This window comes from Nesterenkonia halobia (assembly GCF_039536005.1).
Classification (GTDB): domain Bacteria; phylum Actinomycetota; class Actinomycetes; order Actinomycetales; family Micrococcaceae; genus Nesterenkonia; species Nesterenkonia halobia.
Genome location: NZ_BAAAYG010000005.1, coordinates 379,275 through 404,899 on the forward strand (window position 1 = coordinate 379,275; position 25,625 = coordinate 404,899).

A 25,625-nucleotide genomic window follows, 5' to 3' on the forward strand; every position below is an offset into this window, starting at 1 on the left:
GCGCCCGGCGACCGGGCCCCGGCGCGGACACCGGCTGACTGAGGGCTGGAACGTCATCAGGCTTGCCGAGCGTGTCGATCGTGGACGGCGGTGCTCAGTCGAACACGGTCGACGACCTGACCGGCCGGGAGCGCCCGGGCGGTTAGGGTGGGTGACCGTGGATTCCTCGCGACGATGCACCAGAAGCAGCTGCGGTCAGCCTGCCGTGGCGACGCTGACGTACAGCTACCGCGACTCCACTGTGGTGGTGGGGCCGATGAGCGTGTATCCCGAGCCCCACACCTATGACCTCTGCGCCCAGCACGCCGACAGCGTCACCCCGCCGCGCGGCTGGGAGGTCCTCCGGCTGGACTACCCGTCGGCGCCGACCGACGCCGGTGCCGCGGCCGCCGACGACCTGCTGGCCGTCGTCGACGCCGTCCAGCGCGAGGACGACTCGACCCCGGCGGCCGACTCCGTCGGCCATGAGCCGGGCTCTCCGACTCCCGGCACGCTGCCCTCCCGGGAGAGCCGCGGGCGCATCGCGCCGGTCGGGCCGACGTCGTCGGTGGTGCGCGGCCACCTGCGCCTGCTCGACGACTGAGGCGCGACGTCCGGATCATCCGGCCCGCGTCGAGCGCATGGCTTTCAGCTGCCGAAGGTCGGAATCGTCCGCCAGCCGGCGGTACTCCTCGGAGCCGAGCGGGACGAGAGCGACGCGACCCTCGGCGTCGTGGTGGAGGCCCCAGCCGTGCCGCCTGCCCAGCGGTGACGCACGCAGGCAGGCGCGGCTGCTCGCGAAGAATGTCTCCCGCTCGGCCGTGATCCGATCGTCGGGCACTCGCTGACGCAGCAGGTGCACATGGAACAGCAGCTCGTCGGAGGTCAGCTCATAGGGGCGTTCCGTCAGGATCCGGTGCTGACGTTCGGCGACGCTCGGCGTCGCCCGTCCGGCCGTCGGCACCCGGGCCTCGGCCACCGGACAATCCTCGGCGACCTGGATGAACGTGTCGTGGTGATTCGTGCTTCCCAAGACGGCCCTCCCTCTGTGCCGCACCGGCTGTCGGCGTCGCCCGCCTCCGCTCGTCGCCAGTCTAGGTTCTCCGGCATTCCGAGGCAGAGGCCTCAAGCCCCGAGTCTGCGGCGTTCGACGTCCACGTGCGGGTCAGGCCCGTCCGGATGAGCGCCCGAGATCCGACTCGAACGCGGACGTCGTCTCCGAGGGTCCGGCATGCACGAAGGCCTCCGCCCGGATCGGGCGGAGGCCTTCGTGGTGAGGACGGACGCCGGCGGCCGGCCGGCTGGGCAGAGCCTCAGTACCGGTAGTGCTCCGGCTTGTACGGGCCGGCGACGTCGACGCCCAGGTACTCGGCCTGCTCCTTGGTCAGCTCGGTGAGCTCGGCGCCCAGCGCGCCCAGGTGCAGCCGGGCGACCTTCTCGTCGAGGACCTTCGGCAGCACGTGCACATCGGTGGTGTAGCCGTCCTCGCCGGTGTACCCCGGGGCCGTCTTGCGGAAGAGCTCGATCTGGGCGATCGTCTGGTTCGCGAAGGAGCTCGACATCACGAAGCTCGGGTGCCCGGTGGCGTTGCCGAGGTTCAGCAGCCGGCCCTCGGAGAGCACGATGATCGAGCGCCCGGTGTCGGCGAAGCGCCACTCGTGCACCTGCGGCTTGATCTCGACCTTCTCCACGCCCGGGAGCTGGGCGAGGCCGGCCATGTCGATCTCGTTGTCGAAGTGGCCGACGTTGCCGACGATGGCCTTGTCCTTCATCGCGCGCATGTGCTCGGCGGTGATGATCGACTTGCCGCCGGTGGTCGTGATGAACACGTCGCCCTGGGAGACGGCGTCGTCCATGCGGATGACCTGGAAGCCGTCCATGGCCGCCTGCAGCGCGTTGATCGGGTCGATCTCGGTGACGATGACGCGGCTGCCCTGGCCGCGCAGCGCCTCGGCCGCGCCCTTGCCCACGTCCCCGTAGCCGGCGACGACGGCGACCTTGCCGCCGAGCAGCACATCGGTGGCGCGCATGATCCCGTCGGGCAGCGAGTGGCGGATGCCGTACTTGTTGTCGAACTTCGACTTGGTCACCGAGTCGTTGACGTTGATCGCCGGGAAGAGCAGCTCGCCGTCGCGGGCCATCTGCGACAGGCGGGTCACTCCGGTGGTGGTCTCCTCGGTCACGCCGCGGATCGCCTGCGAGACCCCGGTGTAGCGGGACGGATTCTCCGCCAGCGAGGCGCGCAGCGTCTCCAGGACCACCCGGTACTCCTCCGGGTCGTCCTCGGTGGCCGAGGGTACCGCCCCGGCGGCCTCGAAGGCCGCACCCTGGTGCACCAGCATCGTCGCGTCGCCGCCGTCGTCGAGGATCATGTTCGCCCCGGCGGAGGCGTCGGAGTCCACGCCGGGCCAGGCGAAGATCTGCGAGGCCGCCCACCAGTACTCCTCGAGCGTCTCGTTCTTCCAGGCGAAGACCGGCACGCCCTGCGGGTCCTCGACGGTGCCGTGCGGGCCGACGACGACGGCCGCGGCGGCCTCGTCCTGGGTGGAGAAGATGTTGCAGCTGGCCCAGCGCACCTCGGCGCCCAGCGCGGTGAGGGTCTCGATCAGCACTGCGGTCTGCACGGTCATGTGCAGCGAGCCCGCGATCCGCGCGCCGGCCAGCGGCTGCTCCGCGGCGTACTCCTCGCGCAGGGCCATCAGGCCGGGCATCTCGTGCTCGGCCAGCCGGATCTGGTGGCGGCCGGCCTCGTGCAGCGAGAGGTCGGCGATGCGGAAGTCGAAGCTCATGCAGGGGTCCTTCGTCTCGGGAGGGGGCGTCGACGGCGCGCTGGCAGGACGCCGTCGCGCGCGGACGGGTCGGGACCAGCGTATCGCGGGCCTCCGCCGGCGGCGGCTCCGCACGTCACCGGGGGTCACCGGTGCGACGGCGAACTCCCGGCGGACGCGCCGGTCCGGACGGGCGGCCAGGACGGGCGGAGGCGGAGCGCTCAGGTGTAGGGCAGCGCGTGCAGCCGCCGGCCCAGCCGCGCGCTGCGCTCCTGCCGGCGCACCAGCCGCCGATACTCGCGATTGCGCCGCTCCGCCATCACCGCGGTGAGGAACTCCACAGTGCTCGACGGCGGGGGCGGCGGCATGACGTGCGGGCGCAGCTCGGCGGCCAGCTGGTCGGCGCTGCGCCGCAGCGCCTCCGAGTCCACGGCCCTGCCCCCGGCGTCCAGACGCTGCAGCAGCCGGGAGATGCGCAGCGCGAGGCCGTCGGGGACGCGGCCGACGTCGGCGATCTGCGTCCAGGAGGACAGGCGCTGCGGCACCGGCAGCATCATCGGCTTCGTCTGCGGCTGGCGGGTGAGCACCCCGTAGGTGCCGGCCAGCATGTCGCCCAGGCGCTTGCCGCGGGAGTTGAGCAGCCCGCAGAGCAGCGGCAGCAGGCCCATGCTCAGCACCGCCTCGGGCCAGAGCAGCAGTCCGCGGACGATCGCATGGCGCAGCCGCACCGGGCCGCCGTCGTCGCGGACCACCCGCACGCCCAGGATCAGCCGGCCCAGCGAGCGGCCTCGGGAGAGCGCCTCGACCGTCACCGGGGCGACGACGAAGCAGAGGATCAGCGTGCTCAGCATGGCCGCCTGGGTCAGGGCGGGGTCCAGGGAGGCGGCCATCGTCCCGGAGAAGGCGCCGAAGAGCAGCAGGATCCCGAGATAGGCGGCCAGATAGACGGCCAGGTCGATCATCAGCGACAGCCCGCGGACGAGGACCGAGGCCGCCGGCAGGTCCAGCTGGACCGCCTCACCGGTGATCACTGTGCGCATGCGGCCAGCCTAGCGGCTCATCGGCGCATGAGCTGAGTTAGGGTCGGGGATGTGGACATCGATGCCTTCGTCGCCGTGCACCAGGGGGAGTGGGACCGCCTGGCCGAGCTCTCCTCCCGCACCCGACCGACCGCCGACGAGGCGGACGAGCTGCTGCGGCTCTACCAGCGCACGTCCACCCATCTGTCGATGATCCAGGCCCATGACCCCGGCGGCGCAGTCGCCGCCGGCCTCTCGGCGCGGCTGGGCCGGGCGCGCGGCCGGCTCACCGGCGGCGGGGACAATCTGCTGGTCAGCATCGCCCGCTTCGTCATGCAGGTGCTGCCGGCGGCCTTCCACCGCGTCGCCGTCCCGACAGTGGTCATCGGCGCACTGTTCCTGCTGGTCTCCGGAGCCTTCGCGCTGTGGACCCAGCATCATCCGCAGATCGAGCTGCTGATGTCCGACGAGGCGCGGGCCGCCTACGCCCGCGACGACTTCGTCGACTACTACTCGGACCACCCCAACGCCTCCTTCGCCGCTCAGGTGTGGACCAACAACGCCTGGATCGCCGCGCAGGAGGTGGCCCTCGGGGTGACCGGCGTCTGGGTGCCGGCGGTGCTGCTGGTCAATGCCCAGGGACTGGGGGTCTCGGCCGGGGTGATGTTCGAGCAGGGCGAGGCCTGGACCTTCTGGGCCCACATCCTGCCGCACGGTCTGATGGAGCTCACTGCGGTCTTCGTCGCCGGCGCGGCCGGGCTGCGGATCTTCTGGGCCTGGGTCTCGCCGGGACGCCGGCGGCGGCTCACCGCGCTGGCGGAGGAAGGGCGCCGGCTGATCACCGTCGCGATCGGCCTGACCGCCGTGCTGCTGGTCAGCGGCGTCGTCGAAGGCTTCGTCACCCCCAGCGACCTGCCGGCCGCGGTGAAGATCCTCATCGGCGCGGCGGTGCTGGCGGGCTACTGGACCTACACGCTGGTCCTGGGCGGTCGGGCCCGCCGGGCGGGCATCACCGGGGACCTGGCCCGCTACGACTCCGGAGCCCACGAGCTCACCGCCTGATCCCCGTCTCTCATCCGCCTGATCACCGACGGAGACGAACCGGCGAAGCGGCCGGAACGGCGCGGATCCTCGACTCTCCGGCAGGTCTGACCGGGCGCGACGGGCTCTGCCCCGTACCCTCGACAGTGGACATCACTGCGTGGAGAGGCAACCATGAGCGCGAACTCACAGCGGCCCGAGCACGGGGAGCCGCAGGACACCGGAGGCGGATTCGAGTCCGGCCTCGACTACGGGGCGTTCGCCGAGGACGCGCCGGACTATCCGGAGGACCGGCCGGACACGGCGACGCCGCAGGAGCCGGAGGCGGGGTCCTCCGAGGCCGCGGACGACGCCGGCGCGGCGTCGACGTCCGACGCCGAGACCACTGAGACTGCTGAGACCGCCGGGCGCGCCGCCGCGGCCGGCGAGCAGCCCACTGAACCGATCGGCGGGGCGTCCGCTCCGCGCGCCGAGGACCAGCCCACGGCCGCGATGCCGCGCACTGCGGCCTCCGACGACGCGACGCGTCCGCTGGGCGACGTCGCGACCGAGGCGACCGGCGGGCAGTCGTCGGGCACTTCGCAGGCCGGCTCCGCGTCGACGCCGACCCCGGCCCCGGCGCCGGCCGTGGACTCCGAGCCGGCTCCCGGCGCGCAGCCGGCGAGCCGCGGCGCCGACGAGCAGGAGACCGCCACGCTGAGCGCGGCCCGCGAGCCGCAGCCGCAGCCGAGCGAGGCCTCCCGCGACCTGCCCTATGAACCGGCCCCCGCGGGCGCGGCCGGTGCGGGCGCAGCGGGCGCGGCCGGTGCGGCCGGCGGCTCCGCAGTCGTCGGGCGCACCGCCGCCGACGAGGCGATCACCGATCAGGACCTCGACGAGGAGGTCGCCAAGGACAAGCGCGGAGCCTCGCGCCTGCTGCAGGTGCTGCTGGCGATCTTCGTCCCGCTGCTGGTGCTGGCCGCCGCCGTCCGGCTGGTGGCCTCGCCGCTGTTCGTCTGGCTGGAGTACCGGCTGCCGCACTTCCCGGCCGACGAGCTCGGCTTCGGCACCGACGACCGGACCCTCTACGGCTCCTACGGCGTGGACTACCTGTTCAACGGCGCCGACTCCCGGTACCTCTCGGAGCTCGCCGTCGAGGGCGGTCCGCTGTTCACCGAGGCCGAGGTCGGGCACATGGCCGACGTCAAGCGGGTCATGCTCATCGGCATGGCCGTCGCGGCGGTGCTGCTGATCGTCACGCTGATCTTCGCGCTGCTGCTGCGCCGGTGGCGCCCCGGGGCGGTCGCCCGCGGATTCTTCTCCGCCGCCTGGGTCGCCCTGGTGCTCGTCGCCGCACTGGTGACGCTGGCGGTGCTGGGCTGGCAGGACTTCTTCTCCGGCGTGCACGGGGTGCTCTTCGCCGAGGGCAGCTGGCAGTTCCCGGCCGACTCGACGCTGATCCGGCTGTACCCGGGGCAGTTCTGGATGGACGCCGCCATCGGCGTCGGCGGTCTCATGGTGCTCATCGCGCTGCTGCTGCTGATCATCACCTGGCCGACGAAGAAGCGCCGCGCCCGCCGTCGGGCCCGGCTCGAGGAGGTCCAGGCCGCCCGTCGCGAGAAGCTGGTCGCCGAGCTGACCAAGGACGCCGAGTACTCCAACGCCGCGCGCGGCTGAGCCGACCGCACCGTCTCCCTCGCAGAGATCCGGGCCCGCAGGGGAATCCTGCGGGCCCGGATCTCGTTCTACCCGGTGCTCGACCGTGTGCTCGAGCCTGAGGCCGGACGCCCGGCGCCTGCCGAGCGAGTCCGGCACGTCCAGTACACTGTCGGGGTCCGCGGGCCGCCGCGGCGCGTGCCGGACGCGCCGACGGGCCGCCGGGACCACGAGCACGACCGAGTCCTCCGTCGAAAGCGAGCGCCTCATGCTGAGAACCGTCATGGGCGGCAAGATCCACCGCGCCCGGGTCACCCAGGCCGACCTGCACTACGTGGGGTCGATCACTGTGGACCAGGATCTGCTCGACGCCGCCGGGATCGTCGAGGGGGAGAAGGTCCAGGTCGTCGACATCACCAACGGCGCGCGCCTGGAGACCTACACCATCGCCGGCGACCGCGGGACCGGCATCATCGGCATCAACGGCGCCGCCGCGCACCTGGTCGGCACCGACGACCTGGTCATCATCATCTCCTACCGGATGGGCACCGACGCCGAGATCGCCGAGCACGTCCCGCAGGTCGTCCACGTCGACGCCGACAACCGGATCGTGCAGCTGGGGAACGACCCCGCCGAGCCGGTGCCCGGCTCGGCCGATCAGCTTTCCCCGCGCAGCCCGCTGCCGGCCTGAGCCGAGACGGGCCGGGGCGCCCCGGACCCGGGCTCGGACCTCCGGCGCGCGGCCGGGGCAGTCGGCCTCGTGGGCCGCGTCCGGCCGTGCGCCGGTGCGCCGCGGCGTCGCCGCCGGCCAGTAGACTCGCGTCACGATGCTGAAACCCCTCGTGCTGGCCGCCGACGTCGGCCGTCGCGCCGTCCGCACCGCCGCGAAGGCCCCCGGAGCCGATCTCGCCCTGGCCCGCGCCGTCGTCGCCGCCGGCCGCACAGTCCCCGCTGCCCGGGGCGACACGCTGCGCCCGGATCGTTCGCGGCTGGGGGCGCTGCACGAGCAGGCCGCCGACGTGCTCTTCACCGCCAATCCGGACGGGGCCGCGCGGCTGCTGGCCGCGACCGACGTCGCGAGGATCGACGACGCGGACCGGCTCGAGCGTCTGGCCCGGCGATTCCTGGCCGTGGACGAGTACGAGGCCGCGCTGCGCCTGCGTCGACGGGCCGTCGACCTGCAGCCGGAGAACCCCGTGCGCTGGGGCGCCCTGGCGGCCTCGCTGCGCCGCTCCGCCGCCGGCGGGCTGGTCCGTGACTCCGTCGCCGGCCTCGTCGAGGGCCCGGTGGCCGAGGAGGAGGCCGCGCGTCGCGCGCTGGCCCGTGCCGTGGAGCTGGCCGGCGACGACGCCGAGATCCGCTTCGAGCTCGGCTGTCTGACCTTCGACCAGGGCCGGACCGAGGACGGGCTGGATCACCTGCAGGGCGCCGTGGCGCGCCGGCCCGACGCCCGATGGCTGATCGAATACGCCCACCGCGCCCGACGGCCCCACGTGCTGCAGCTGGATCGTGCGCTGGACGCCTACGAGCAGGCCCTCGACCGGGCGCCGCACTCCAACGTCGCGCTGCGCGGGGTCATCTCCGCCGGCGCCCGGGCCGGCCAGGACTGGCCGCGGCTCTGGGCCGCGGCGATGCGCTACGAGGCCAGCCTCCGCCGCGGGCTGGCGCGGCGGCAGGCGCTGGCCGCCGAGCTGGAGCCGCTGGTGACCGCCGCGCACCTCGACGCCGAGCGGGCCGAGACGATCATGGCGCTGCTCTCCCACGCCGAGACCCGCGGCACCCGGCTGCGCTGGGCGACCACCTCGCTCATCGTGCTGCGGCTGCAGTTCGCCGGCCGCCTGCGCGACGGCTTCGCCCTGCGCCGGAGACTGGCCGAACGCACGCTCGACTGGCTCGGCCGCTCCTCGGGCGGCCACGCCGGGCACCGACAGAAGGTCCTCGCCGCGCTGCTGGCCCTCGGCCGCGAGCAGGAGGCGCTGGAGCTGATCGACCCGCTGCCCTGGGAGCCCGACAGTCGACGGGGCCGTCGCCAGCTGGAGAAGCTGCGCGCCGACGCCCAGCTGGCCGCCGGGGAGCCGGGCCCCTATCTGGAGTACTCCTCGCAGGTCCGCTCCGAGGTGCCGCTGCCCGGCGAGGAGCGCATGGCCGCGCTGGTCGCCGGCCGCCGCGTCGCCGTCGTCGGACCGGCGCAGACCGACGATCAGCTGGGCGAGCTCATCGACTCCTACGACGTCGTCGTCCGCACCCGCTTCCAGGCCGGCTTCGTCGCCGAGAACGCCGCACGCCTCGGATCCCGCACCGACATCACCTACTACGCCGGCCGCGACCAGGAGCTGCTCGCCGCCGAGGGCGCCGCGGCCGCCGAGGCCGGGGATCTGGCGCTGGTGGTCGCCCGACCGCTGAGCATGGACGCCGCCCGCGGACTGCTGGGCGGCGAGCTGCCGGAGTGGCTGCGCGTGGCGCGCCACGACTTCTCGCTCTGCTACCACGGCGCCCTGCTCGGGGTGCCGCGCATCGTCTACGACGTGCTGCAGTTCGATCCGGCCGAGATCGCGCTGTTCCACGCCGACTTCTACGCCGGATCGCAGGCCTACTCCGCCGGGTACTGGGAGGAGCAGCACATCGGCTTCGGACCGTACTCGAAGATGAACGACGTCATCGCCAGCCACGACCTCGCCGGCGACTTCCGGTTCATGCAGGCCGTCGCCGCCACCGGACGGCTCACCGCCCACGGGGCCTCCGCCGAGGTCATGGCGCTGGACCTGGACGACTACCTGGAGCGGGTCGAGGCCGCTCCGCTCTTCGGCTGAGGCGCGGCCATGGCGGTGAACCTCCACCACCTGCGGTACAAGATCGCCGCGGCGGCGGTGCTCAAGGCCGGCGTGCGACGGGCGGCGCGGCTGCCGGGGGCGCGCGGCGCGGCCTCCGCCCTCGCCGAGCGGCTGCAGCCCGCCGGCGAGCCCACCGGCTCGCACCGCGGGATCGCGGCCACGCTGCTGCGGCAGGCCGTGGGGCGCAGTCCCGGAGGCGACGCCGTCGCCCAGGACGTCGTGGCCGGCCTGCTCCCCGCCGCGGCGCCGGAGCCCGCCCCGGATCTGCCCGCCCTGCGCGCCCGCGCCGACCAGGCCCCCTCCGCCGGGAACCTCATCGCCGTGGCCGCGGCGCTGCGGAGGTCCTACGCCGCCGACTTCGAGGCCTCCGCCGCCGCCTATGAACAGGCGCTCGCGGCGAACCCCCGGGACCTGCGCGCCGTCGAGGGAGTGCTGGTCAGCGGAGCGCGGTCGCACTACGACTGGCCGCGGATCTGGCGCGCCGCGGCGACGCTGAAGCCGTCGCGCGGCCCGCTGGTCGCCGGCGCGCACCTCTGGGAGGCGGTGGACCCGCTCTTCGCCCGGGAACCGGAGGCCGAGACCGTCGGCCGGGCGGTGCAGGCGCTCGACGCCCGCGCCGAGGATCTCCCGCGGCTGCACCAGCTGCTGATCGAGACGCTGGCGGCGCGGCTGCAGCTGCTGGGCGCCTTCCGCGCCGGAGCCCGGATGCGTCGGATGATGGCGGTCGACCGCGTCCGCGAGCTGGGCGGCATCCCGCTGGAGTCGGGCCTGTGGCTGAAGCACCTGCTGGGCGCGCTGGCACATCTCGAGGAGGACGATCGGCTGGCCCGCACGGCGGCACGGCCCCCGGTGGACCGCGCCGACCCGATCGTCGCCCGCCAGGCCGCGGCGCTCCAGGCCGACGCCGCTCTGTGGTCCGGCGATCCGACGCCGCTGCGCGACCACGTCGCCGCCCGCGCCGCCGAGCTGACGCTGCCCGGCGAGGAGCGGATGCGCGAGCTGGTGGCCGGCCGGCGGGTCGCCGTCGTCGGCCCGGCCGCGCCGGACGCCGCCGTGGGCGAGCTCATCGACTCCCACGACGTCGTCGTGCGGACCAATCTGCGACGGCCCCCGGGCCCCGAGGCCGCCGAGGAGATCGGGGCCCGGACCGACATCGCCTACTACGCGGTCATCGACGTCGCCCGGACCGGCGAGCAGATCGCCCGGCTGATCGAGGACGGCGAGCTGCGGCTGGCGGTCACCCGCCCGCACGCGCTGCCGTTCTTCGGCGGCGAGCTCGCCGGCCTGCCCGAGGGGCTCCGCCTGGCGCGCACCGAATTCGGCCTGTACTTCCGCGGCGCCCCGATGGGCGTGCAGCGCATCCTCTACGACCTGCTGCAGTTCTCGCCGGCGGAGATCTCGCTGTTCCACGCCGACTTCTACGCCGGCCCCGAGGTGACCACGGCCGGCTATCGCGACGAGGCGGCCAGCTTCGGCCCGCACTCGCTGGCCAACGACCCGGTGGTGATGCACGACCTCAGCTTCGAGTTCCGGTTCACCCGCCGGCTCGTCCGCGCCGGACTCGTCACTCCGCACGGTCGGGCGGCCGAGGTGCTGGCGCTGGACGAGGAGGACTACCTCGCCCGGCTGGAGACGGGGCCGCTGGCCGCCGGACTGCCGGGATGCGGGCCCCGACGGCGATGACTCCGCCGGAGGTGTGGGAACGCGCGCGCTTTCCCACAGTTTCCACGGGGCCATCGTGGCGGTGAAGCCATCGTGGCGGCGGGGGAGGCCGCAGGGCGCGACGCGCCGCCCGGTAGGCTGGAGAGCTCGCGCAGCAGGCCCGTCGGAGGGACGGGGGAGAGGAAGGGATCGCATGATCCGGGTGATCTGTGTCCGGCACGGGGAGACCGAGTGGAACATCGCCCACCGCCTGCAGGGCCGCTCGGCGGTGGACCTCGCGGCCAGCGGGGTCGAGCAGGCCCGTGCGGCCGGCCGCTACGTGCGCGGGCAGCACCCGACCGCCGGCTACGTCTCGCCGCTGTCCCGCACTCGGGCCACCTTCGACGCCTTCGGCCTGGACTTCGAGCCGACGGAGCGGGCCGATCTCGTCGAGCAGAGCCTCGGGGACTGGGAAGGTCGGAAGACCGCCGCAGTGCGCGACGGCGACGCCGAGCGGTACCGGGCATGGAAGCGCGGGGAGGGCGCGCCGCCGCGCGGCGAGCCGACCGACGCGGTCGTCGAGCGCATGACCCGGGCGTTCTGCGGCATCGTCCGCTCCGCCGCCGAGCTGCCGGCCACCCCCTCGGTCGATGCCGAGCAGGACCTGCGCACCGTGGTCCTCGTCTCGCACGGCACCGCCACCAAGGCGCTGCTGGAGGGGCTCGGCCTGGCCGAGCGCTCGCAGGTCATCTCCCTGACGGCGGGGGCGATCAGCGTGGTCGACGTGCCGCTGCACGACGGACCGCTGAGCTCCTCGCTGCCCGGCGGGGGCGCCGCCGTCGCCGGCGGGTCCGAGGCCGAGGCGGAGATCATCCGCGGGCTCGACGACGAGCAGATCCGCTCCCGGGCCAGGCTGCGGATGTACAACCTGTCCCCGGAGGTGCTGGCGACGGCGGCCGGAACGGCGGAGACGTCCGCCTGAGGCCGCCGGCGGGGCGGAGCCTCAGATCGTGACGTGGCCCTGCGGGGAGCGGAAGGTCACCGACATGATCCCGGGCGTGCCCGAGGGGGCGACCCAGTCGACGTCGACGTCCGCGAAGGGATCGGCGTCGGGGCAGGACAGCCAGTCGGCCACGCGGTCGCGGGAGCCGGCGATGGACAGGCGGACCAGCTCGGCCTCCGGCTCGTAGGCCTGCGAGGGGTGGAGGTCCTCGGTGCCGTCGTCCCAGCGCAGCAGGTAGGGGACCTGGGGATCGGCGATGAGCCCCTTGATCCCGATCTGCCGCCAGGTCAGCTCCTGGCCGTCGGGGAACTTGCGGTTGCCGGGGACGGCGCGGCGGCCCAGCCGCTCCTCGAAGGGGGCCAGGTCGTCGACGGTGACGCACCAGCCCATCCAGCCTCCGCCGACCTGCGAGCGGTTGCGCACCGCCTGGCCGAAGGGCGCCTTGTCCGCCGAGGGGTGGTCGAGCACCTCGACGACTTCGAGGTACTGACGGTTCGCCAGCGGGATGATGGCGTTGCGCGTGCCGAAGCGCGGATGGATGCCGCCTCTGACGCGCTCCACCCCGAGTGCGGACACGATCCGGTCGACTGTGGCGTCCATGCCATCGGGGCCCACCGCATAGGAGACGTGATCCAGACGCATCATGGGTGCATTCATGCCCCCATCCTGACACCGCCGTGGTCCGTCTCACGAATCCGGGCCGGTTCATGACGCCGGCCGCTGACCTGGGGTGATCTTCTACGGCATGTAGAAACACCCGGTCGGCGGCACGCGGCGCGGGGCCGCGGGCACGTATCCTGGTCAGGTGCTCAAGACCGCTCTGCAGCCGAGATGGCTGGCGACCCTCGCCCTGGCGCTGATCCTCGCGACGGTGTTCGTGGTGCTCAGCGCCTGGCAGTTCGGCCGCTCGCAGATCGACGACGACGCCACCGGCGCGGACCCGGCGACGGCCGGCTCCTCGCTCGAGGAGGCGCTGGACGACCCGACGCCGCTGACCGAGGTGATCCGCCCCGGCGAGCCGATGGGCGGTCCGCAGGCCGACACGGTGGTGAGCCTGCAGGGGGAGTTCGTCGAGGGCACCGAGGTGCTGATCGACCAGCGGCTCCAGGATGATCGCGAGGGCTACTGGGCAGTGGCCGCCTTCGCCGTCGACGGCGCCCCGGAGGGCCAGGTCATCCCGGTGGTCCGCGGCTGGGTGGCCGATCCCGACGACGCCGACGCCGCGCCCTCCGACGACCAGCTCGCCGTGGTCGGCCGGCTGCTGCCCACGGAGGCCCCGGTGGCCGAGCCGCGGCCCGACGGCCGCGTGCTGCCCTCGCTCTCCGTGGCCGAGCTGATCAACCGGTGGGACACCTCCTCCTACTCCGGCTTCGTCGTGGCCTTCTCCGCGCAGCCGGCCGAGGCGGCCGGGTCGGCGGGAGGGCCCGACGGCGCCGAGGTCGACGCCGCCGCCGAGGACTCGCCGCTGGAGAGCGTCTGGGTCGGTCCGCAGCCTGAGGGCCCGCAGATCCACTGGCTCAACGTCTTCTACGGGGTGGAGTGGACGTTCTTCGCCGGCTTCGCGTGCTATCTGTGGTGGCGATTGGTCAGGGACGACCACGAGCGCCGCCTGGAGGAGGAGCGGCTGGATCGCGAGTGGGAGGAGCAGTGGCGCCGCGAGCAGCTGGCCCGGCGCGCCGAGCAGTCCGGCCGCCCGGCCGGAGAGCCAGGATCTGATGGACCCGAGGAGCAGACGCATGACTGACCAGCCGACCCCCGACGACGACCTCCCTCCCGCCCCGCCGCGGCCGAAGCAGCGCCGCTTCCAGGGGACCATCGCCCAGATCTCCGGGGCGCTGGGCTTCTACCGCGTCTGCGCCTACGTCACCGGCATGATGCTGCTGCTGCTGGTGGCCAAGATGATCATGACCTACGCCGTCGGCGTCGAGCTCTACGCCGGCGGCACCGCCGAGGACGGCTCGGCCAATGCGCTGGGCTTCCACAGCATCGGCTCGGTGGTCGGCGGACAGGCCGTCTCCTACTGGGTGGCGGTGGTCCACGGCTGGATCTACGTGGTCTACCTGATCTCCGGCTTCCGCCTGTGGTTCCTGATGCGCTGGCCCTTCGGCCGGCTGGCGACGATCGTGCTCGGCGGCGTGGTGCCGTTGCTGAGCTTCATCGTCGAGCGCCGCATCGCCGGCGAGGCCCGCCGCGAGATGGAGCAGAACCCCGAGGCCGCCCGCCGGTACTGAGCTCCCGGCCCCGGCGTCCGCACCGCCGGCGGCGTCCTTTAGGATGGACGAGTGACTTCTCAGCCTGCTTCCGAACGGCCCGCCCACGAGGCCCAGACCGTGCTGGTCGTCGACTACGGCGCCCAGTACGCTCAGCTCATCGCCCGCCGCGTGCGTGAGGCCCGCGTCTACTCCGAGGTCGTGCCGCACAGCCTCACCGCCGCCGAGATCCTTGAGCGTCGCCCGTCCGCGGTGATCCTCTCCGGCGGTCCCGCCAGCGTCTACGCCGACGGCGCGCCGTCGGTGGAGGAGGAGCTCTTCGCCGCCGGGGTGCCGGTGCTCGGCATCTGCTACGGCTTCCAGGCGATGGCTCACGCCCTCGGCGGCGAGGTCGCCCGCACCGGCGACCGTGAGTACGGCAAGACCGAGGTGCGGTCGACGAACGCCCCGCACTCGCTGCTGTCCGGCACCGACACCACGCAGACCACCTGGATGAGCCACAGCGACTCCGTGCAGGCCGCGCCGGCCGGCTTCGAGGTGCTGGCCTCCTCCGACGGCGCGCCGGTCGCGGCCTTCGCCGACGCGGACCGCCGCCTCTACGGCGTGCAATGGCACCCCGAGGTCCGGCACTCGCCGCAGGGCCAGAAGGTGCTGGAGAACTTCCTCTACGACGGCGCGGGGCTGACGCCGGAGTGGACCACCGGCAACATAGTCGAGGAGCAGGTCGCCGCGATCCGCGAGCAGGTCGGCGACGCCCGGGCGATCTGCGGACTGTCCGGCGGCGTCGACTCCGCCGTCGCCGCCGCACTCGTCCAGCGCGCCATCGGCGAGCAGCTGACCTGCGTGTTCATCGACCACGGCCTGCTGCGCGAGGGCGAGGCCGAGCAGGTCGAGCGCGACTTCGTCGCCGCCACCGGGGCGAAGCTGCACGTCGCCGACGGGCGCGAGCGCTTCCTCACCGCCCTGGAGGGCGTCTCCGATCCCGAGCAGAAGCGGCGGATCATCGGCCGCGAGTTCATCCGCGCCTTCGAGGACGCCGAGGCCGCGGTGCTCTCCGCGGCCCACGCCGAGGGCGCGAAGGTCGAGTTCCTCGTCCAGGGCACGCTCTACCCCGACGTCGTCGAGTCCGGCGGCGGCGAGGGCGCGGCCAACATCAAATCCCACCACAACGTCGGCGGGCTGCCCGAGGACATGGTCTTCCAGCTCGTCGAGCCGCTGCGCGCCCTGTTCAAGGACGAGGTCCGCGCCGTCGGCGCCGAGCTGGGCCTGCCGGCCGAGATCGTCCAGCGTCAGCCCTTCCCGGGGCCGGGGCTGGGCATCCGCATCATCGGCGAGATCACCGAGGACCGCCTGGAGGTGCTCCGCCGCGCCGACGCCATCGCGCGCGAGGAGCTCACCGCCTCCGGGCTGGACCAGGACGTCTGGCAGATGCCGGTGGTGCTGCTCGCCGACGTCCGGTCGGTGGGCGTGCAGGGCGACGAGCGCACCTACGGCCACCCGATCGTGCTGCGCCCGGTCAGCTCCGAGGACGCGATGACCGCCGACTGGTCGCGGCTGCCGCACGACCTGCTGTCGCGGATCTCCAACCGCATCACCAACGAGGTCTCCGAGGTCAACCGAGTGACCCTCGACGTGACCTCGAAGCCCCCGGGGACCATCGAATGGGAATGATCCAGCATCATCGTCCACGAGAAGGTGATCCTGCCGGAAGGTCAGAAGTGAGCAGAGACGACACGAGCACCGCCGGATCGGCGGTGCACGAAGACCTGGTCAGCGCCGCGCGCACGGAACAGACCGTCGACCACGCCGCGGGGCGGGCCGACGACGTCGCGGACCCCGCGGACCCGGTGGGCGCCTGGGCGGAGTCGCTGGACTCGGGGGCGGACAACGACACGATGCTGCGCTTCACCCCGTCGCGACAGAACGCCGTCGACCTGACCGATGCCAACTCCTCGGGTCAGATGCAGCTCTTCGCCGGACGGCGCACGCGCCTGTCGACGCTTCTCAACGAGGACGCCGCCTTCGCGGCAGGACGCGAGGCCGCCGCGGCGATCCGCGCCAAGGTCCGCGAGATGTCCGAGGAGCGCGGCATCGACGTCGGGCATCTCGCCGCCGGCGTCGCCAGCTGGACCGAGGAGACCGCCGCCGGCGCCGAGCAGTTCACCGCCCCGGTGATGCTGGTGCCGGTCTCGCTGCGGCCGCGGCCCGACGGCGACGACTTCGAGGTCCAGTTCACCGCCCCGGCCCGGCTGAATCCGGCGCTGGCTCGGCATCTGGCCGACCGCCACGGACTCGTGCTGGATCCGGCCGAGTTCGAGGTCGCCGGATACGCCACGGCGCGCTTCGACCCCTCGCGCACCTCCGAGCTGCTCGACCGGCTGGCCGCCCGCCGTGCCGGAGAGTCCGAGGACGGCGACGGTGCGCTGGGCTCGCTGCAGGTCTGGCGCCAGGTCTACCTGTCGACCTTCGCCGACGTCAGCGGTCTGGGTCGGCCCGCCGGGCTGGACTCGTCGCATCCGGTGCTGCGCGCGCTGGCCGCGTCCGAGCCGCTGTCCCAGCCGGAGGCCGACGCCGAGGCGCAGGCGGCGCCGAGCCTGGACGATCGCGATCCGCAGGACGAACGACTGGTGGTCGACGCCGACGCCGATCAGCAGGCCGTGCTCGACGCCGTCGCGGCCGGGCAGTCGATGGTGGTGTCCGCCCCGCCGGGCACCGGACAGACGCAGACGGCGGTCAACGCCGTCGCCGCGCTGGCCTGGGCGGGCAAGCGCACTCTGGTGGTCTCCGAGCGGGCCGCCGCGGTGGAGGAGTTCACCCGCCGGCTCTCGCAGGCGCGGCTGGGCACGCTGGCGCTGCAGGTGCCGGCGTCGACGACCACCGAGGACCTCCGGCAGCAGCTCATCCGCGCGATCAAGCGGGTCGAGCGCTCCGAGCCGCCGCGACTGACCGGTCTGCAGGAGCGGCTGCGCGAGCGCCGGCACGAGCTCGTCGACCACGTGGACTCGCTGCACCAGGTGCGCAGCCGGTGGAGCTGCTCGCCCTACCAGGCGATGCAGGCGCTGGCGGCGCTGACCTCGCTGAACCCGGCGCCGTCGACGAGCGTGCGGCTCAAGCGCTCGGTGCTGGACACCACAGTGGACCGCAGCCAGGTCACGGTGAAGCTCGCGCGCGCCGCTGAGCTGGGCGCCTTCTCCGCCGAGACCCGGCGCAGCCCCTGGTACAACGCCCGGCCGCGGAATCGGCAGGAGACCGACGACGCGGCGGCTCTGGTCGCCCGGCTGCGCGAGGAGCTGCCGCAGCTGAAGGGCCACATGGAGACTGCGGCCGCGGTCACCGGGCTGCGGCCCGGGACCTCCTTCTCCGACTGGCACGCCCAGGTGATGCTCTTCCAGCGCGTGCAGGAGTCGCTGGGGAAGTTCGCCCATGACGTCTACACCAAGCCGGTCGACGACCTGATCGCGGCCACGGCCCCGGGGTGGTGGCGCAAGCAGCACGGTGTGGAGATGACCTCCATCGCCCGCTCGCGGCTGCGCCGGGTGGCCAAGGAGTACATCCGCCCCGGCGTCTCCATCCATGATCTGCATTCCTCGCTGGTCGAGGTCCAGACCGAGCGCGAGGAGTGGGCCGAGCACGCCGTCGACGAGGTCCGGCCGAAGGTCCCGAAGAACCTGGACCGGCTGGCCGACGCAGTGGGCGCCGTGCAGGCGCATCTGGAGAAGCTCGTCGAGGTGCTCGACCCCGACGTCGCCGAGCGGCACCTGCACGGCGTCGCCGGCGGCTCCGAGCCGGTCGGCGGCGACGGCGCCGCGGACTCGGCGGACTCCGGGCGTCGGACGCTGCTGGACATCCCGTTCGCCCGCATGGTCGACGTCGTCGAGGCCCTCGCCGAGGACCAGGAGCCGCTGGAGACGCTGCCCGAGCGCACGCTGGTCACCGAGCAGCTGCGCGAGCAGGGATTCCGGGAGCTGATGGAGGACCTGGCCGAGCGCGAGGTCCCGGCCGAGCGCGTCGCCGACGAGCTGGAGCTGGCCTGGTGGCAGTCCACGCTGGAGGCGATGATCTCCGGCGACGACTATCTCGCGATGACCTCGGGGGAGAACCTGCGGCGCATCGAGGAGGAGTTCCGCGCCGCCGACGCCGCGCACATCGAGGCCGGCGCCCGGCGGCTGGACCACAGCCTGTCGGTCCGCTGGAAGTCCGCCGTCGAGGCTCATCCCCAGGCCGCGGCGCGGCTGAAGGAGCTGCTGCGCGACGGCAGCCCGACGGTCGCGGCGCTGGACGAGGTCGCCGACGAGCTCGTCCAGCCGCTGGTCCCGGTCTGGACGAGCTCCCCGCTGGGTCTGGTCGAGCAGTTCCCCGAGGATCTGCGCGCCGACGCGGTGGTGCTGCTCGACGCCGAATCGCTGTCCACGGCGTCGGCGCTGGGCGCGATCACCCGCGGCGCGCAGGTGGTCGCCTTCGGCGACCCGGCGACCGGGGCGCCGAAGCCGCTGCAGATCTCCGCCGATCCGACGGCTCCGGCCGTCGACCGGGAGGTCCCCGAGTCGATCCTCGACCGGCTGGCCCGGGTGCTGCCGGTGCACCGGCTGCGCCGCGTGCACCGCGGCGTGGACCAGGAGCTCACCGAGCAGCTCTCCGAGGAGGTCTACGACGGCGACCTGATGCGCCTGCCCGACGCCGCGCAGCTGACCGGTCAGGGGCGCCGGCTGACAGTGGAGTCGCTGGCCGAGTCCTCGGCCGTGCCGAGCGCCGGCGACGTCCCCGACTCGCCCACCCGCGAGGTCAACCGCGTCGTCGACATGGTCTTCGACCACATTCGGTCCCGGCGGGACGCCTCGCTGGCGGTGATCACCGGCTCGGAGCGCCACGCCCGCCGGGTGGCCGACGCGCTGAAGGTGAATCTGGCCAACCACTCCTGGGCCCGGGGCTTCTTCGAGGCCGAGGGGCGCGAGCGGTTCGTCGTCGCACCGGTGGAGCGGGCCCATCACCTGGTCCGTGACCAGGTGATCTTCTCGCTGGGCTTCGGCCGCGGCGTGTCCGGCGATCCGGTGCGGGAATTCGGCGCGCTCTCCGGCCCCCGCGGCCGCGAGTACGCCGCCGTCGCCGCCACCCGGGCGCGCGAGCAGCTGCGTCTGGTGACCTCGCTGACGCCGGAGCAGCTCGACGTCGCGTCGCTGGATCCGGGGGCGGCGCTGGTGATGCGGCTGGTCGACCGCGGCCTGCGGGGCGGCGGCAACCCGACGGCGTCGGCGACGCTGACCGACCCGCTGGTGATGGACCTGGTCGACCGCATCCGGGCTCGCGGCGGTCGGGTCGAGGACGGCTTCCACGGGACGCTGGATCTCGCGGCCTGCCCGCGCAAGATCTCGCCGCAGGTGCCGGTCACCCCGGTGGCGATGGTCTCCGACGGCACCGACGGCTATGCGGCGATGTCGGTGCGCGAGCGCTCCCGGCAGAATCCCGAGCAGTTCGAGCAGCTGGGCTGGACCCACGTGGTGCTCTGGACCATCGAGGTCTTCACCGATCCGGCGCGCTGCACGGAGACGGTCGCCGAGAAAGTCGGTCTGGCCGCCGGACCGGAGTTCGCCGAGCACGGCCGCATCGCGCTGAAGACCACCGGCGCCCTGGCCGACCGCGAGCCGGAGGAGGCCGTCGGGGCCCGCGTGCGCTTCGGCGGGGCCGCCGACGTCGGCGACGAGGACTCCCGGCGCCGCGCGACGACTGAGCCGTCGCCGCGTCAGCGCGGCCGGACCAGCTGAGCCGATGTCCGCGGACCGCAGCGAGGATCGCGTCGAGGACGCCGCCGGGGCGGAGGGCGCCGAGCGGCCGAGCCCCCGGCGCCCGGCCGCTCCCGCGGCCCGGCGCGGGCGGCGCGGGACGCGACGGGTGGTGGCTCCGGCGACGTCGGGCCGGCCCGAGGCCGAGGAGGCCAGGCGGTTCCACTCCGCCTCGGCCGACGGCGACGCGGCGACGAGCGAGCCGGCGTCCGGCACGGCCGACGACGGCTCGGAGGAGTCGGCGCAGGCGCCGAGGACGCGCGTGGCCCGTCCGGCCGAGGGAGCCGAGCGGCTGAGCCCGCGCGACCGGTGGATCCTCGAGGAGCGCCCGCCGCACTGGTGAGTCTCTCCGGGGCCTTCCTGCACAGGCCTCTGCTCTCCGCGTCGGACACGCCGTCCCGTCCACAATTCCCCGGCCGCGGCTGGTCGCCGGGGCCCGCTGCGGCGACGCTGGAGCCATGAGCACAGCCTCCCGTGGACCCGCCGTCTCCGCCGCCGTCGCCGGTTCCTCCGCGGCGCCGCCGCTTCCGCCGACGTCGCGTCGAGCCCGCCGCCTCGGCCAGCAGCAGCCGATGCGCCTGCCGGCCCCGCCGCGTCCCACTCCGGCCGCCGCGCGGAGCGGGACGCCCGACCCTGACTCCGTCACCCCGGATCCGCCCCCGCCGGGCCGCGGGGACCGGACGCGTCCTGCGGGGCGGAGTCATCGATCCGGGCGCTGGTCCGGCCGCCGGCCCGGGCGCCGGGCCGACGGCCGGTCGGCGCGAAGACCTCGCGGAGAGCGTCCGCCGCGGATGGCGCGCCGGCTCCGCGGCGCCTCGTCGACGCGCGTGGTGCGCCGGATGCGCCTGCCGCTGGCGCTGCTCTTCGCCTGCTGCGCAGTGGCCGCGGGGATGCTCGCCGGCGGCACGGCGCCGCCGGGCGAGAGAGTCACCGTCGTGCGCACCACCGGCGAGGCCGCTGCGGGCGAGACGCTGGAGGCGGCGCAGCTGGAGACGGCCCGGGTCGAGGCCGCCTCGGTGCCGGCCGAGGCCGCGGCCGCCGCATGGGGCGGGCCCGGGGAGGGCAGGGACGAGTCCGGCGCGGGGCCGAGCGAGGCCGGCGAGGAGCTCCTCGACCGAGTGGCCGGACGTCAGGCGGCCGTGCCCCTGCCGCAGGGCGCCGTGGTCCTGGAGTCTCAGCTCGTCGGGCCGGGGCTGCTCGACGGGCAGGATGAGGAGGTGGTGGCCATGCCGGTGCGGCCGGCCGACACGGCGCTGGTCGGGATGCTCACCCCGGGGCGTCGGGTCGACGTGCTGGTCTCCGGGTCAGGCCCGGAGAGCACGCCGCCGGCGGAGACGGTCGCGGAGGCCGCGCCGGTGCTCTGGACGCCGCAGAGCGCCTCCGACGACTGGCTGCCGGCTGATGATCAGGCCGGCGAGGTGGTGATCCTCGCCGTGGAGCCCGACGTCGCCGAGACGCTGGCCGAGGCCGCTCACCGCGGGCGGATCGATCTCAGCCTGGTCGAGTGAGCCTGGTCGAGTGAGCACGGGCGGCGGGTCTGGTGCGGCGGCGCCGCGAGGACCGGCCGTCGGCGGGGGACGGCCCGGTGCGTGCCGCTCAGGAGGAGGCGGCCTGGGCGCCGGAGCTGCCCGTGGATCCCGACGCGGCCGAGGAGGACTCGGAACCGGAGGAGCCCGCCGAGGACTCGGAGGAGCTCGAGGAACTCGAGGACCCTGAGGAGCTCGACGACTCCGACGAGGAGCCGGAGGAGGACCCGGACGAGGAGCTCGAGGCACTGTCGGAGGACGAGCCGGAGCCGCGGGAGTCGTTGCGGTAGAAGCCCGATCCCTTGAAGGTCACCCCGACGTTTCCGAACTTCTTGCGCAGCGTGCCGCCGCACTCGGGGCACTCGGTCAGCGAATCCTCGCTGAACGGCTGGACGATGTCGAAGGCGTGGCCGCAGTCCTTGCAGCCATAGGCATAGGTGGGCATCGAGATTCCTCGGGGGACAGGTCATGGCGGCGCGTCCGCCGCCGGCGGATCGGGCAGACGCTCCATTCTATACTGCGCCGCATCCCGCCCCCGCATCGTCGGCGGGGGACGCGGCATCGGCGGGCGCGTCGGTCACCCGGTCGGGTCGAGCAGCACCGGACCCTGCGCGGTGATCGCTCGGGCCACGCGCAGATCATGCGGTTCGACCGGGATGTCGCCGGCGGAGAGCAGCTCCTCAGGATGGACCACGGCGATCCGCTCCGGACCCGCGGCGCCCTCCGGCTCGGCGTCAATGCCCGCCGGACCGGCGTCCACCCCGTCCTCGGCGGTCTCGGAGCCCGGCCCCAGCAGGCGGTCGTAGTAGCCGCCTCCCTGCCCCAGGCGCACCCCGTCGCGGCCGACGGCCAGCGCCGGCACCAGCATCACGTCGACGTCCCGAGGGACCTCCAGAGCGGCGGGTTCTCCGGCGGGCTCGTCGAGGGGGAGCTGCCGACTGCGCCGCATCGTCGTCTCCGGGGTCCACGGGATCCACTCCATCCGGCGTGCGGGACCGGGGACGACGCGCGGCAGCAGCACAGTGCCGCCGCGCGCCAGGTGTGCGGTCAGGAACGGGCCGACATCGGGCTCGCCGGTCATCGGCCGGTAGGCGGCCACCACGGCCGTCGGGTGGATATGCGCCTGCAGCACCGCGGCGAGCTGGTCGGCACGGCGGGCCTGCTCCGCGGCGTCGAGCCCGGTCCGGGCGGCGCGCAGCCGGCGGCGCAGCTCAGTCTTCGTCGACATGCCCCCAGCGTATCCGCCGCCTCCGACCTGCGGTGAGTGCGGCCCGCGGGAACGCCGCCGCCGACGGGAACAGGGGGTCGGCGAGGACGGCGTCGTCGCCGTCGGCCGGAGGGGGTCACGCCGGGTCGGGGGAGCCGGCCTGGTCCGGCGTGGCGGCCGCCGTCGCAGTGTCCACCACCGGAATCGGCGTGGTCAGCCCCGCATGCGTGCTGCTGGGCAGGCTCAGCAGGCGCAGGACCTCGCCGGCGCGCCGCGTCCAGGTGTGGCGCTCGACGACGGCGGCCCGGCCGGCGAAGGCCATCCGCGCCCGCAGATCCGGCTGGTCGGCCAGCTGACCCAGTGCCGCGGCCAGAGCGCCGACATCGCCGGGCGGGACCAGCAGTCCGCGGTCGGCGTCGGAGATCCGCTCGGCCGAGTCCACCGGTTCACGGGTCGGCTGGTCGCCGGCGGCGCCCTGCCGAGAAGCCGGGCCGCGCAGCAGCGCCGGCAGGTCGCCGACGGCCGAGGCGACCACCGGCACGCCGCAGGCGAGGTGCTCGTAGACCGTCAGCGGCGAGATCGGCCGCCCCTCGCCCTCCTGCGCGGCGGGGAAGGGCGCCACTGCCACGTCGGCGCGGGTGAGCATCTGGGGCATGTCCGCGGAACGGGCCGGTCCGTGGAACGTCACCTGACGGTAGACGTCGAGCTCCGCGGCGCGAACCTGAAGCTGCTCCATCTGCGGGCCGCCGCCGATGATCTCCAGCATCCAGTCGCGGCGCCGCGGGTGGGGCGCCTCGGCCAGCGCGCGCAGCAGCAGGTCGATGTCGTGGCGGGGGTCCAGCGAGCCGACCAGTCCGACGGTGAACGGAGCCTCCGGGTCGCGGTCGGCAGGGATGAACCGGTCGGTGTTGACGCCGTGGGGGACCACGGCGAGGCGGGAAGCCGCCGCCTGCGCGGCCGCCGAGCCGCGCTCGGCACCCTGCTCGTCCTGTTCCTCCTGCTCGTCCGCGGCGTCGCTCCCGTCGCCGGCGAGCAGCTCGCCGGCCCACCGGGCCAGCGAGCTCGAGGCGCAGGTGATCAGGTCCGCCGCCGTCAGCGCGCGGACGGTGGGGGACCAGCAGGAGGTCGTCGCGTCGGCGCGCTCCTCCACCAGCGGGGCGTCGAGCTCCATGACCAGCTGGGCGGAATGTCCGGCGGCGGCCAGCTGCTCCTTCACCCGGGCGCCGGCGTCGGAGAACATCGAGCAGCGCTCGTAGATCAGGTCGAACGGCACCGCCTCCTCGACGGCGCGGAAGGCCAGCTGCGCCGCGGCACGGCCGACGGCCTCACGGCGAGCGTCGCCGGCGGACTCCGCCCCGGCCCCGCCGGATCCCGTCGGGGGCGAATCCTCGGCCTCGGCCGGCTGCATCGGACTCCGCGGCGCCTCGACCGGCACGGTGACCACCGGCAGGTCCCGCAGATCGGCGGGCTCCAGTCCCGGCGCCGTTCCCGAGGCCTCCTCCGGACGGTCCTGCCGGGTCAGGCAGAACACGGTGACGTCGTGGCCGTGCGCCTGGAAGGCGCGGATCATCTCCTGCACGCGGACCGAGGCCCCGGTCGTGCCGAAGAGCCCCACCGCGGGGTCGACGAGCAGATAGGCGATCTTCATGTCAGTTCCCTCCCCACCAGGTGCGTCCTGCCGGTCGACGGCGCGACGGCGTCGGCGCCGAGCTGCCCCGGGCACCTCGGCGCTGACGATACGCGGCGAGTCTCGGCGTCAGCTGTGCACCGTCTGAACGTCCGACGGCGGTCCGCTGGAGCCGCGGGGGATCACGACCGGCCCGGCGATCGACCGCCCCGACCGCCGTCGGGCCTGCTAGGCTCCGCCACGGAACAACGAGGACGGCGCCGCACCGGCGCCGCACCGGCGCGGCGCCCCGGCCCGGCGAACGGCGACGGCGCCGCGGCGACCATCGGTGATCCGTCGAGGCGACGACGCAGCGAGGCAGCGAGGAGAGACCTGCATGAAGGTGCTGGTGACCGGAGGAGCCGGCTACATCGGAGGCGTGGTGGCTCAGCAGCTGCTCGCCGGCGACCACGAGGTGGTGATCCTCGACGACCTCTCCACCGGCCATGACGACGCCGTGCTGGCGGGCGCGCAGTGGCACGAGGGCAGCATCGCCGCCGCCGGCGAGGTGCTGGACTCCAGCTTCGACGCGGTCATCCACCTGGCGGCGAAGTCCCTGGTGGGCGAGTCCGTCCAGCACCCCGAGCGGTACTGGCACGGCAACATCGTGGCCTCGCTGGCGCTGATCGACGCCGTCCGCGCCGCCGGCGTGCCGCGGTTCATCTTCTCCTCGACCGCGGCGGTCTACGGCACGCCCGTCAGCGACGCGATCACCGAGGACCACCCGACCGCCCCGATCAACCCCTACGGCGCCTCGAAGCTGGCCATCGACCACATGCTCGCCGCCGAGGCGGCCGCCCACGGGCTGGCCGCGGCGAGCCTGCGCTACTTCAACGTCGGCGGCGCCAGCGACGGGCTGTCCGAGCGCCACGACCCGGAGACGCACCTGATCCCGAACCTGCTGCGGGCCGCGGCCGGCGGCGGCGAGCCGGCGAAGCTCTTCGGGACCGACTACCCGACGCACGACGGCACCGCGGTGCGCGACTACATCCACGTGCTCGACCTCGCCGACGCGCATCTGCGCGCGATGGAGCAGATCCGGCCGGGCACCCATGAGGTGTTCAACCTCGGCACCGGCGTGGGCTCCAGCGTGCGCGAGGTCCTCGACGCCGTCGAGACCGTCACCGGTCGTCGGGTGCCGGTGACCGAGGAGGATCGCCGCCCCGGCGACCCGGCCACGCTGGTCGCCTCCGGGGAGAAGGCCCGCGAGGTGCTGGGCTGGACGCCGCGGCGCGCGCTGGTCGACATCGTCCGCGACGCCTGGGAGCACCTCTGAGCCGGCCCCGGCGCTGAGCCTACCCTGGCGCTGAACCGCGCGCGGC

General features: G+C 74.2%; 21 protein-coding genes and 1 pseudogene. 15 read left to right on the forward strand and 7 right to left on the reverse strand.

Annotated features, from left to right (window positions below; all coding sequences use genetic code 11):
• Window positions 1-205 precede the first annotated feature (205 nt).
• Entirely contained in the window at window positions 206-583 is a 378-nt protein-coding gene (locus ABD652_RS08290) for a DUF3499 family protein (protein ID WP_425574563.1), read from the forward strand.
• 15 nt (window positions 584-598) lie between these two features.
• Here the strand turns inward: ABD652_RS08290 and ABD652_RS08295 are convergent, their stop codons facing one another.
• The 3 genes from ABD652_RS08295 to ABD652_RS08305 form a co-directional block, all read right to left on the reverse strand.
• The gene (locus ABD652_RS08295) at window positions 599-1,012 is read right to left on the reverse strand and encodes a DUF6157 family protein (RefSeq protein ID WP_344720129.1); all 414 of its coding nucleotides are present in this window, start codon (window positions 1,010-1,012) and stop codon (window positions 599-601) included.
• Window positions 1,013-1,292: 280 nt separating this feature from the next.
• Entirely contained in the window at window positions 1,293-2,768 is a 1,476-nt protein-coding gene (gene ahcY, locus ABD652_RS08300; protein ID WP_344720131.1) for an adenosylhomocysteinase, read from the reverse strand.
• 200 nt (window positions 2,769-2,968) lie between these two features.
• Window positions 2,969-3,787, reverse strand: coding sequence for an RDD family protein (locus tag ABD652_RS08305; RefSeq protein WP_344720133.1), 819 nt, complete (start codon window positions 3,785-3,787; stop codon window positions 2,969-2,971).
• Between the two features lie 51 nt (window positions 3,788-3,838).
• On the opposite strand from ABD652_RS08305, the gene ABD652_RS08310 reads away from it, so the two are divergent.
• The 6 genes from ABD652_RS08310 (at window position 3,839) to ABD652_RS08335 (ending at window position 11,896) form a co-directional block, all read left to right on the forward strand.
• Entirely contained in the window at window positions 3,839-4,828 is a 990-nt protein-coding gene (locus tag ABD652_RS08310) for a stage II sporulation protein M (protein WP_344720135.1), read from the forward strand.
• Window positions 4,829-4,981: 153 nt separating this feature from the next.
• Entirely contained in the window at window positions 4,982-6,463 is a 1,482-nt protein-coding gene (locus ABD652_RS08315; RefSeq protein WP_344720137.1) for a lipoprotein intramolecular transacylase Lit, read from the forward strand.
• A gap of 247 nt (window positions 6,464-6,710) precedes the next feature.
• Window positions 6,711-7,133: an aspartate 1-decarboxylase gene (gene panD / locus ABD652_RS08320; RefSeq protein ID WP_344720173.1), complete on the forward strand. Its 423-nt coding sequence runs from the start codon at window positions 6,711-6,713 to the stop codon at window positions 7,131-7,133.
• 136 nt (window positions 7,134-7,269) lie between these two features.
• Window positions 7,270-9,252 (forward strand): hypothetical protein, encoded by a 1,983-nt coding sequence (locus ABD652_RS08325; RefSeq protein WP_344720175.1) that lies wholly within the window; start codon window positions 7,270-7,272, stop codon window positions 9,250-9,252.
• Between the two features lie 9 nt (window positions 9,253-9,261).
• Window positions 9,262-10,956, forward strand: a complete 1,695-nt coding sequence (locus tag ABD652_RS08330; RefSeq protein WP_344720177.1) for a hypothetical protein — start codon at window positions 9,262-9,264, stop codon at window positions 10,954-10,956.
• Between the two features lie 172 nt (window positions 10,957-11,128).
• Complete coding sequence (locus tag ABD652_RS08335) at window positions 11,129-11,896, forward strand: histidine phosphatase family protein (protein WP_344720179.1); 768 nt, start codon at window positions 11,129-11,131, stop codon at window positions 11,894-11,896.
• A gap of 21 nt (window positions 11,897-11,917) precedes the next feature.
• Here ABD652_RS08335 and ABD652_RS08340 read toward each other — a convergent pair whose 3' ends face one another.
• Window positions 11,918-12,562, reverse strand: coding sequence for a VOC family protein (locus ABD652_RS08340; protein ID WP_344720467.1), 645 nt, complete (start codon window positions 12,560-12,562; stop codon window positions 11,918-11,920).
• 160 nt (window positions 12,563-12,722) lie between these two features.
• On the opposite strand from ABD652_RS08340, the gene ABD652_RS08345 reads away from it, so the two are divergent.
• The 7 genes from ABD652_RS08345 (at window position 12,723) to ABD652_RS08375 (ending at window position 21,720) form a co-directional block, all read left to right on the forward strand.
• Entirely contained in the window at window positions 12,723-13,661 is a 939-nt protein-coding gene (locus ABD652_RS08345) for an SURF1 family cytochrome oxidase biogenesis protein (RefSeq protein WP_344720181.1), read from the forward strand.
• The gene (locus ABD652_RS08350) at window positions 13,654-14,148 is read left to right on the forward strand and encodes a DUF3817 domain-containing protein (RefSeq protein ID WP_153143161.1); all 495 of its coding nucleotides are present in this window, start codon (window positions 13,654-13,656) and stop codon (window positions 14,146-14,148) included. The genes ABD652_RS08345 and ABD652_RS08350 overlap by 8 nt, the downstream gene beginning before the upstream one ends.
• Before the next feature lie 99 nt (window positions 14,149-14,247).
• Window positions 14,248-15,798, forward strand: a complete 1,551-nt coding sequence (guaA, locus tag ABD652_RS08355) for a glutamine-hydrolyzing GMP synthase (protein ID WP_344720469.1) — start codon at window positions 14,248-14,250, stop codon at window positions 15,796-15,798.
• 47 nt (window positions 15,799-15,845) lie between these two features.
• Entirely contained in the window at window positions 15,846-19,886 is a 4,041-nt protein-coding gene (locus ABD652_RS08360) for a DUF4011 domain-containing protein (RefSeq protein ID WP_344720184.1), read from the forward strand.
• Between the two features lie 4 nt (window positions 19,887-19,890).
• Entirely contained in the window at window positions 19,891-20,247 is a 357-nt protein-coding gene (locus ABD652_RS08365) for a hypothetical protein (RefSeq protein ID WP_344720186.1), read from the forward strand.
• A 448-nt stretch (window positions 20,248-20,695) separates the two neighbouring features.
• Entirely contained in the window at window positions 20,696-21,412 is a 717-nt protein-coding gene (locus tag ABD652_RS08370; RefSeq protein WP_344720188.1) for an RcpC/CpaB family pilus assembly protein, read from the forward strand.
• Between the two features lie 77 nt (window positions 21,413-21,489).
• On the forward strand, window positions 21,490-21,720 hold the full coding sequence (locus ABD652_RS08375) for a hypothetical protein (protein WP_344720477.1): 231 nt from the start codon (window positions 21,490-21,492) through the stop codon (window positions 21,718-21,720).
• A 14-nt stretch (window positions 21,721-21,734) separates the two neighbouring features.
• Here the strand turns inward: ABD652_RS08375 and ABD652_RS08380 are convergent.
• The 3 genes and pseudogenes from ABD652_RS08380 to ABD652_RS08390 all read right to left on the reverse strand — a co-directional run.
• A pseudogene (locus tag ABD652_RS08380) lies at window positions 21,735-21,875 on the reverse strand (FmdB family zinc ribbon protein); the annotation flags it as partial.
• 132 nt (window positions 21,876-22,007) lie between these two features.
• Window positions 22,008-22,658, reverse strand: coding sequence for a 5-formyltetrahydrofolate cyclo-ligase (locus tag ABD652_RS08385; RefSeq protein ID WP_344720190.1), 651 nt, complete (start codon window positions 22,656-22,658; stop codon window positions 22,008-22,010).
• Window positions 22,659-22,773: 115 nt separating this feature from the next.
• Window positions 22,774-24,285, reverse strand: a complete 1,512-nt coding sequence (locus ABD652_RS08390; protein ID WP_344720192.1) for a glycosyltransferase family 4 protein — start codon at window positions 24,283-24,285, stop codon at window positions 22,774-22,776.
• A gap of 355 nt (window positions 24,286-24,640) precedes the next feature.
• Between ABD652_RS08390 and galE the strand changes: the two genes are divergently transcribed.
• On the forward strand, window positions 24,641-25,579 hold the full coding sequence (gene galE, locus ABD652_RS08395) for a UDP-glucose 4-epimerase GalE (RefSeq protein WP_344720194.1): 939 nt from the start codon (window positions 24,641-24,643) through the stop codon (window positions 25,577-25,579).
• Window positions 25,580-25,625: the final 46 nt, after the last annotated feature.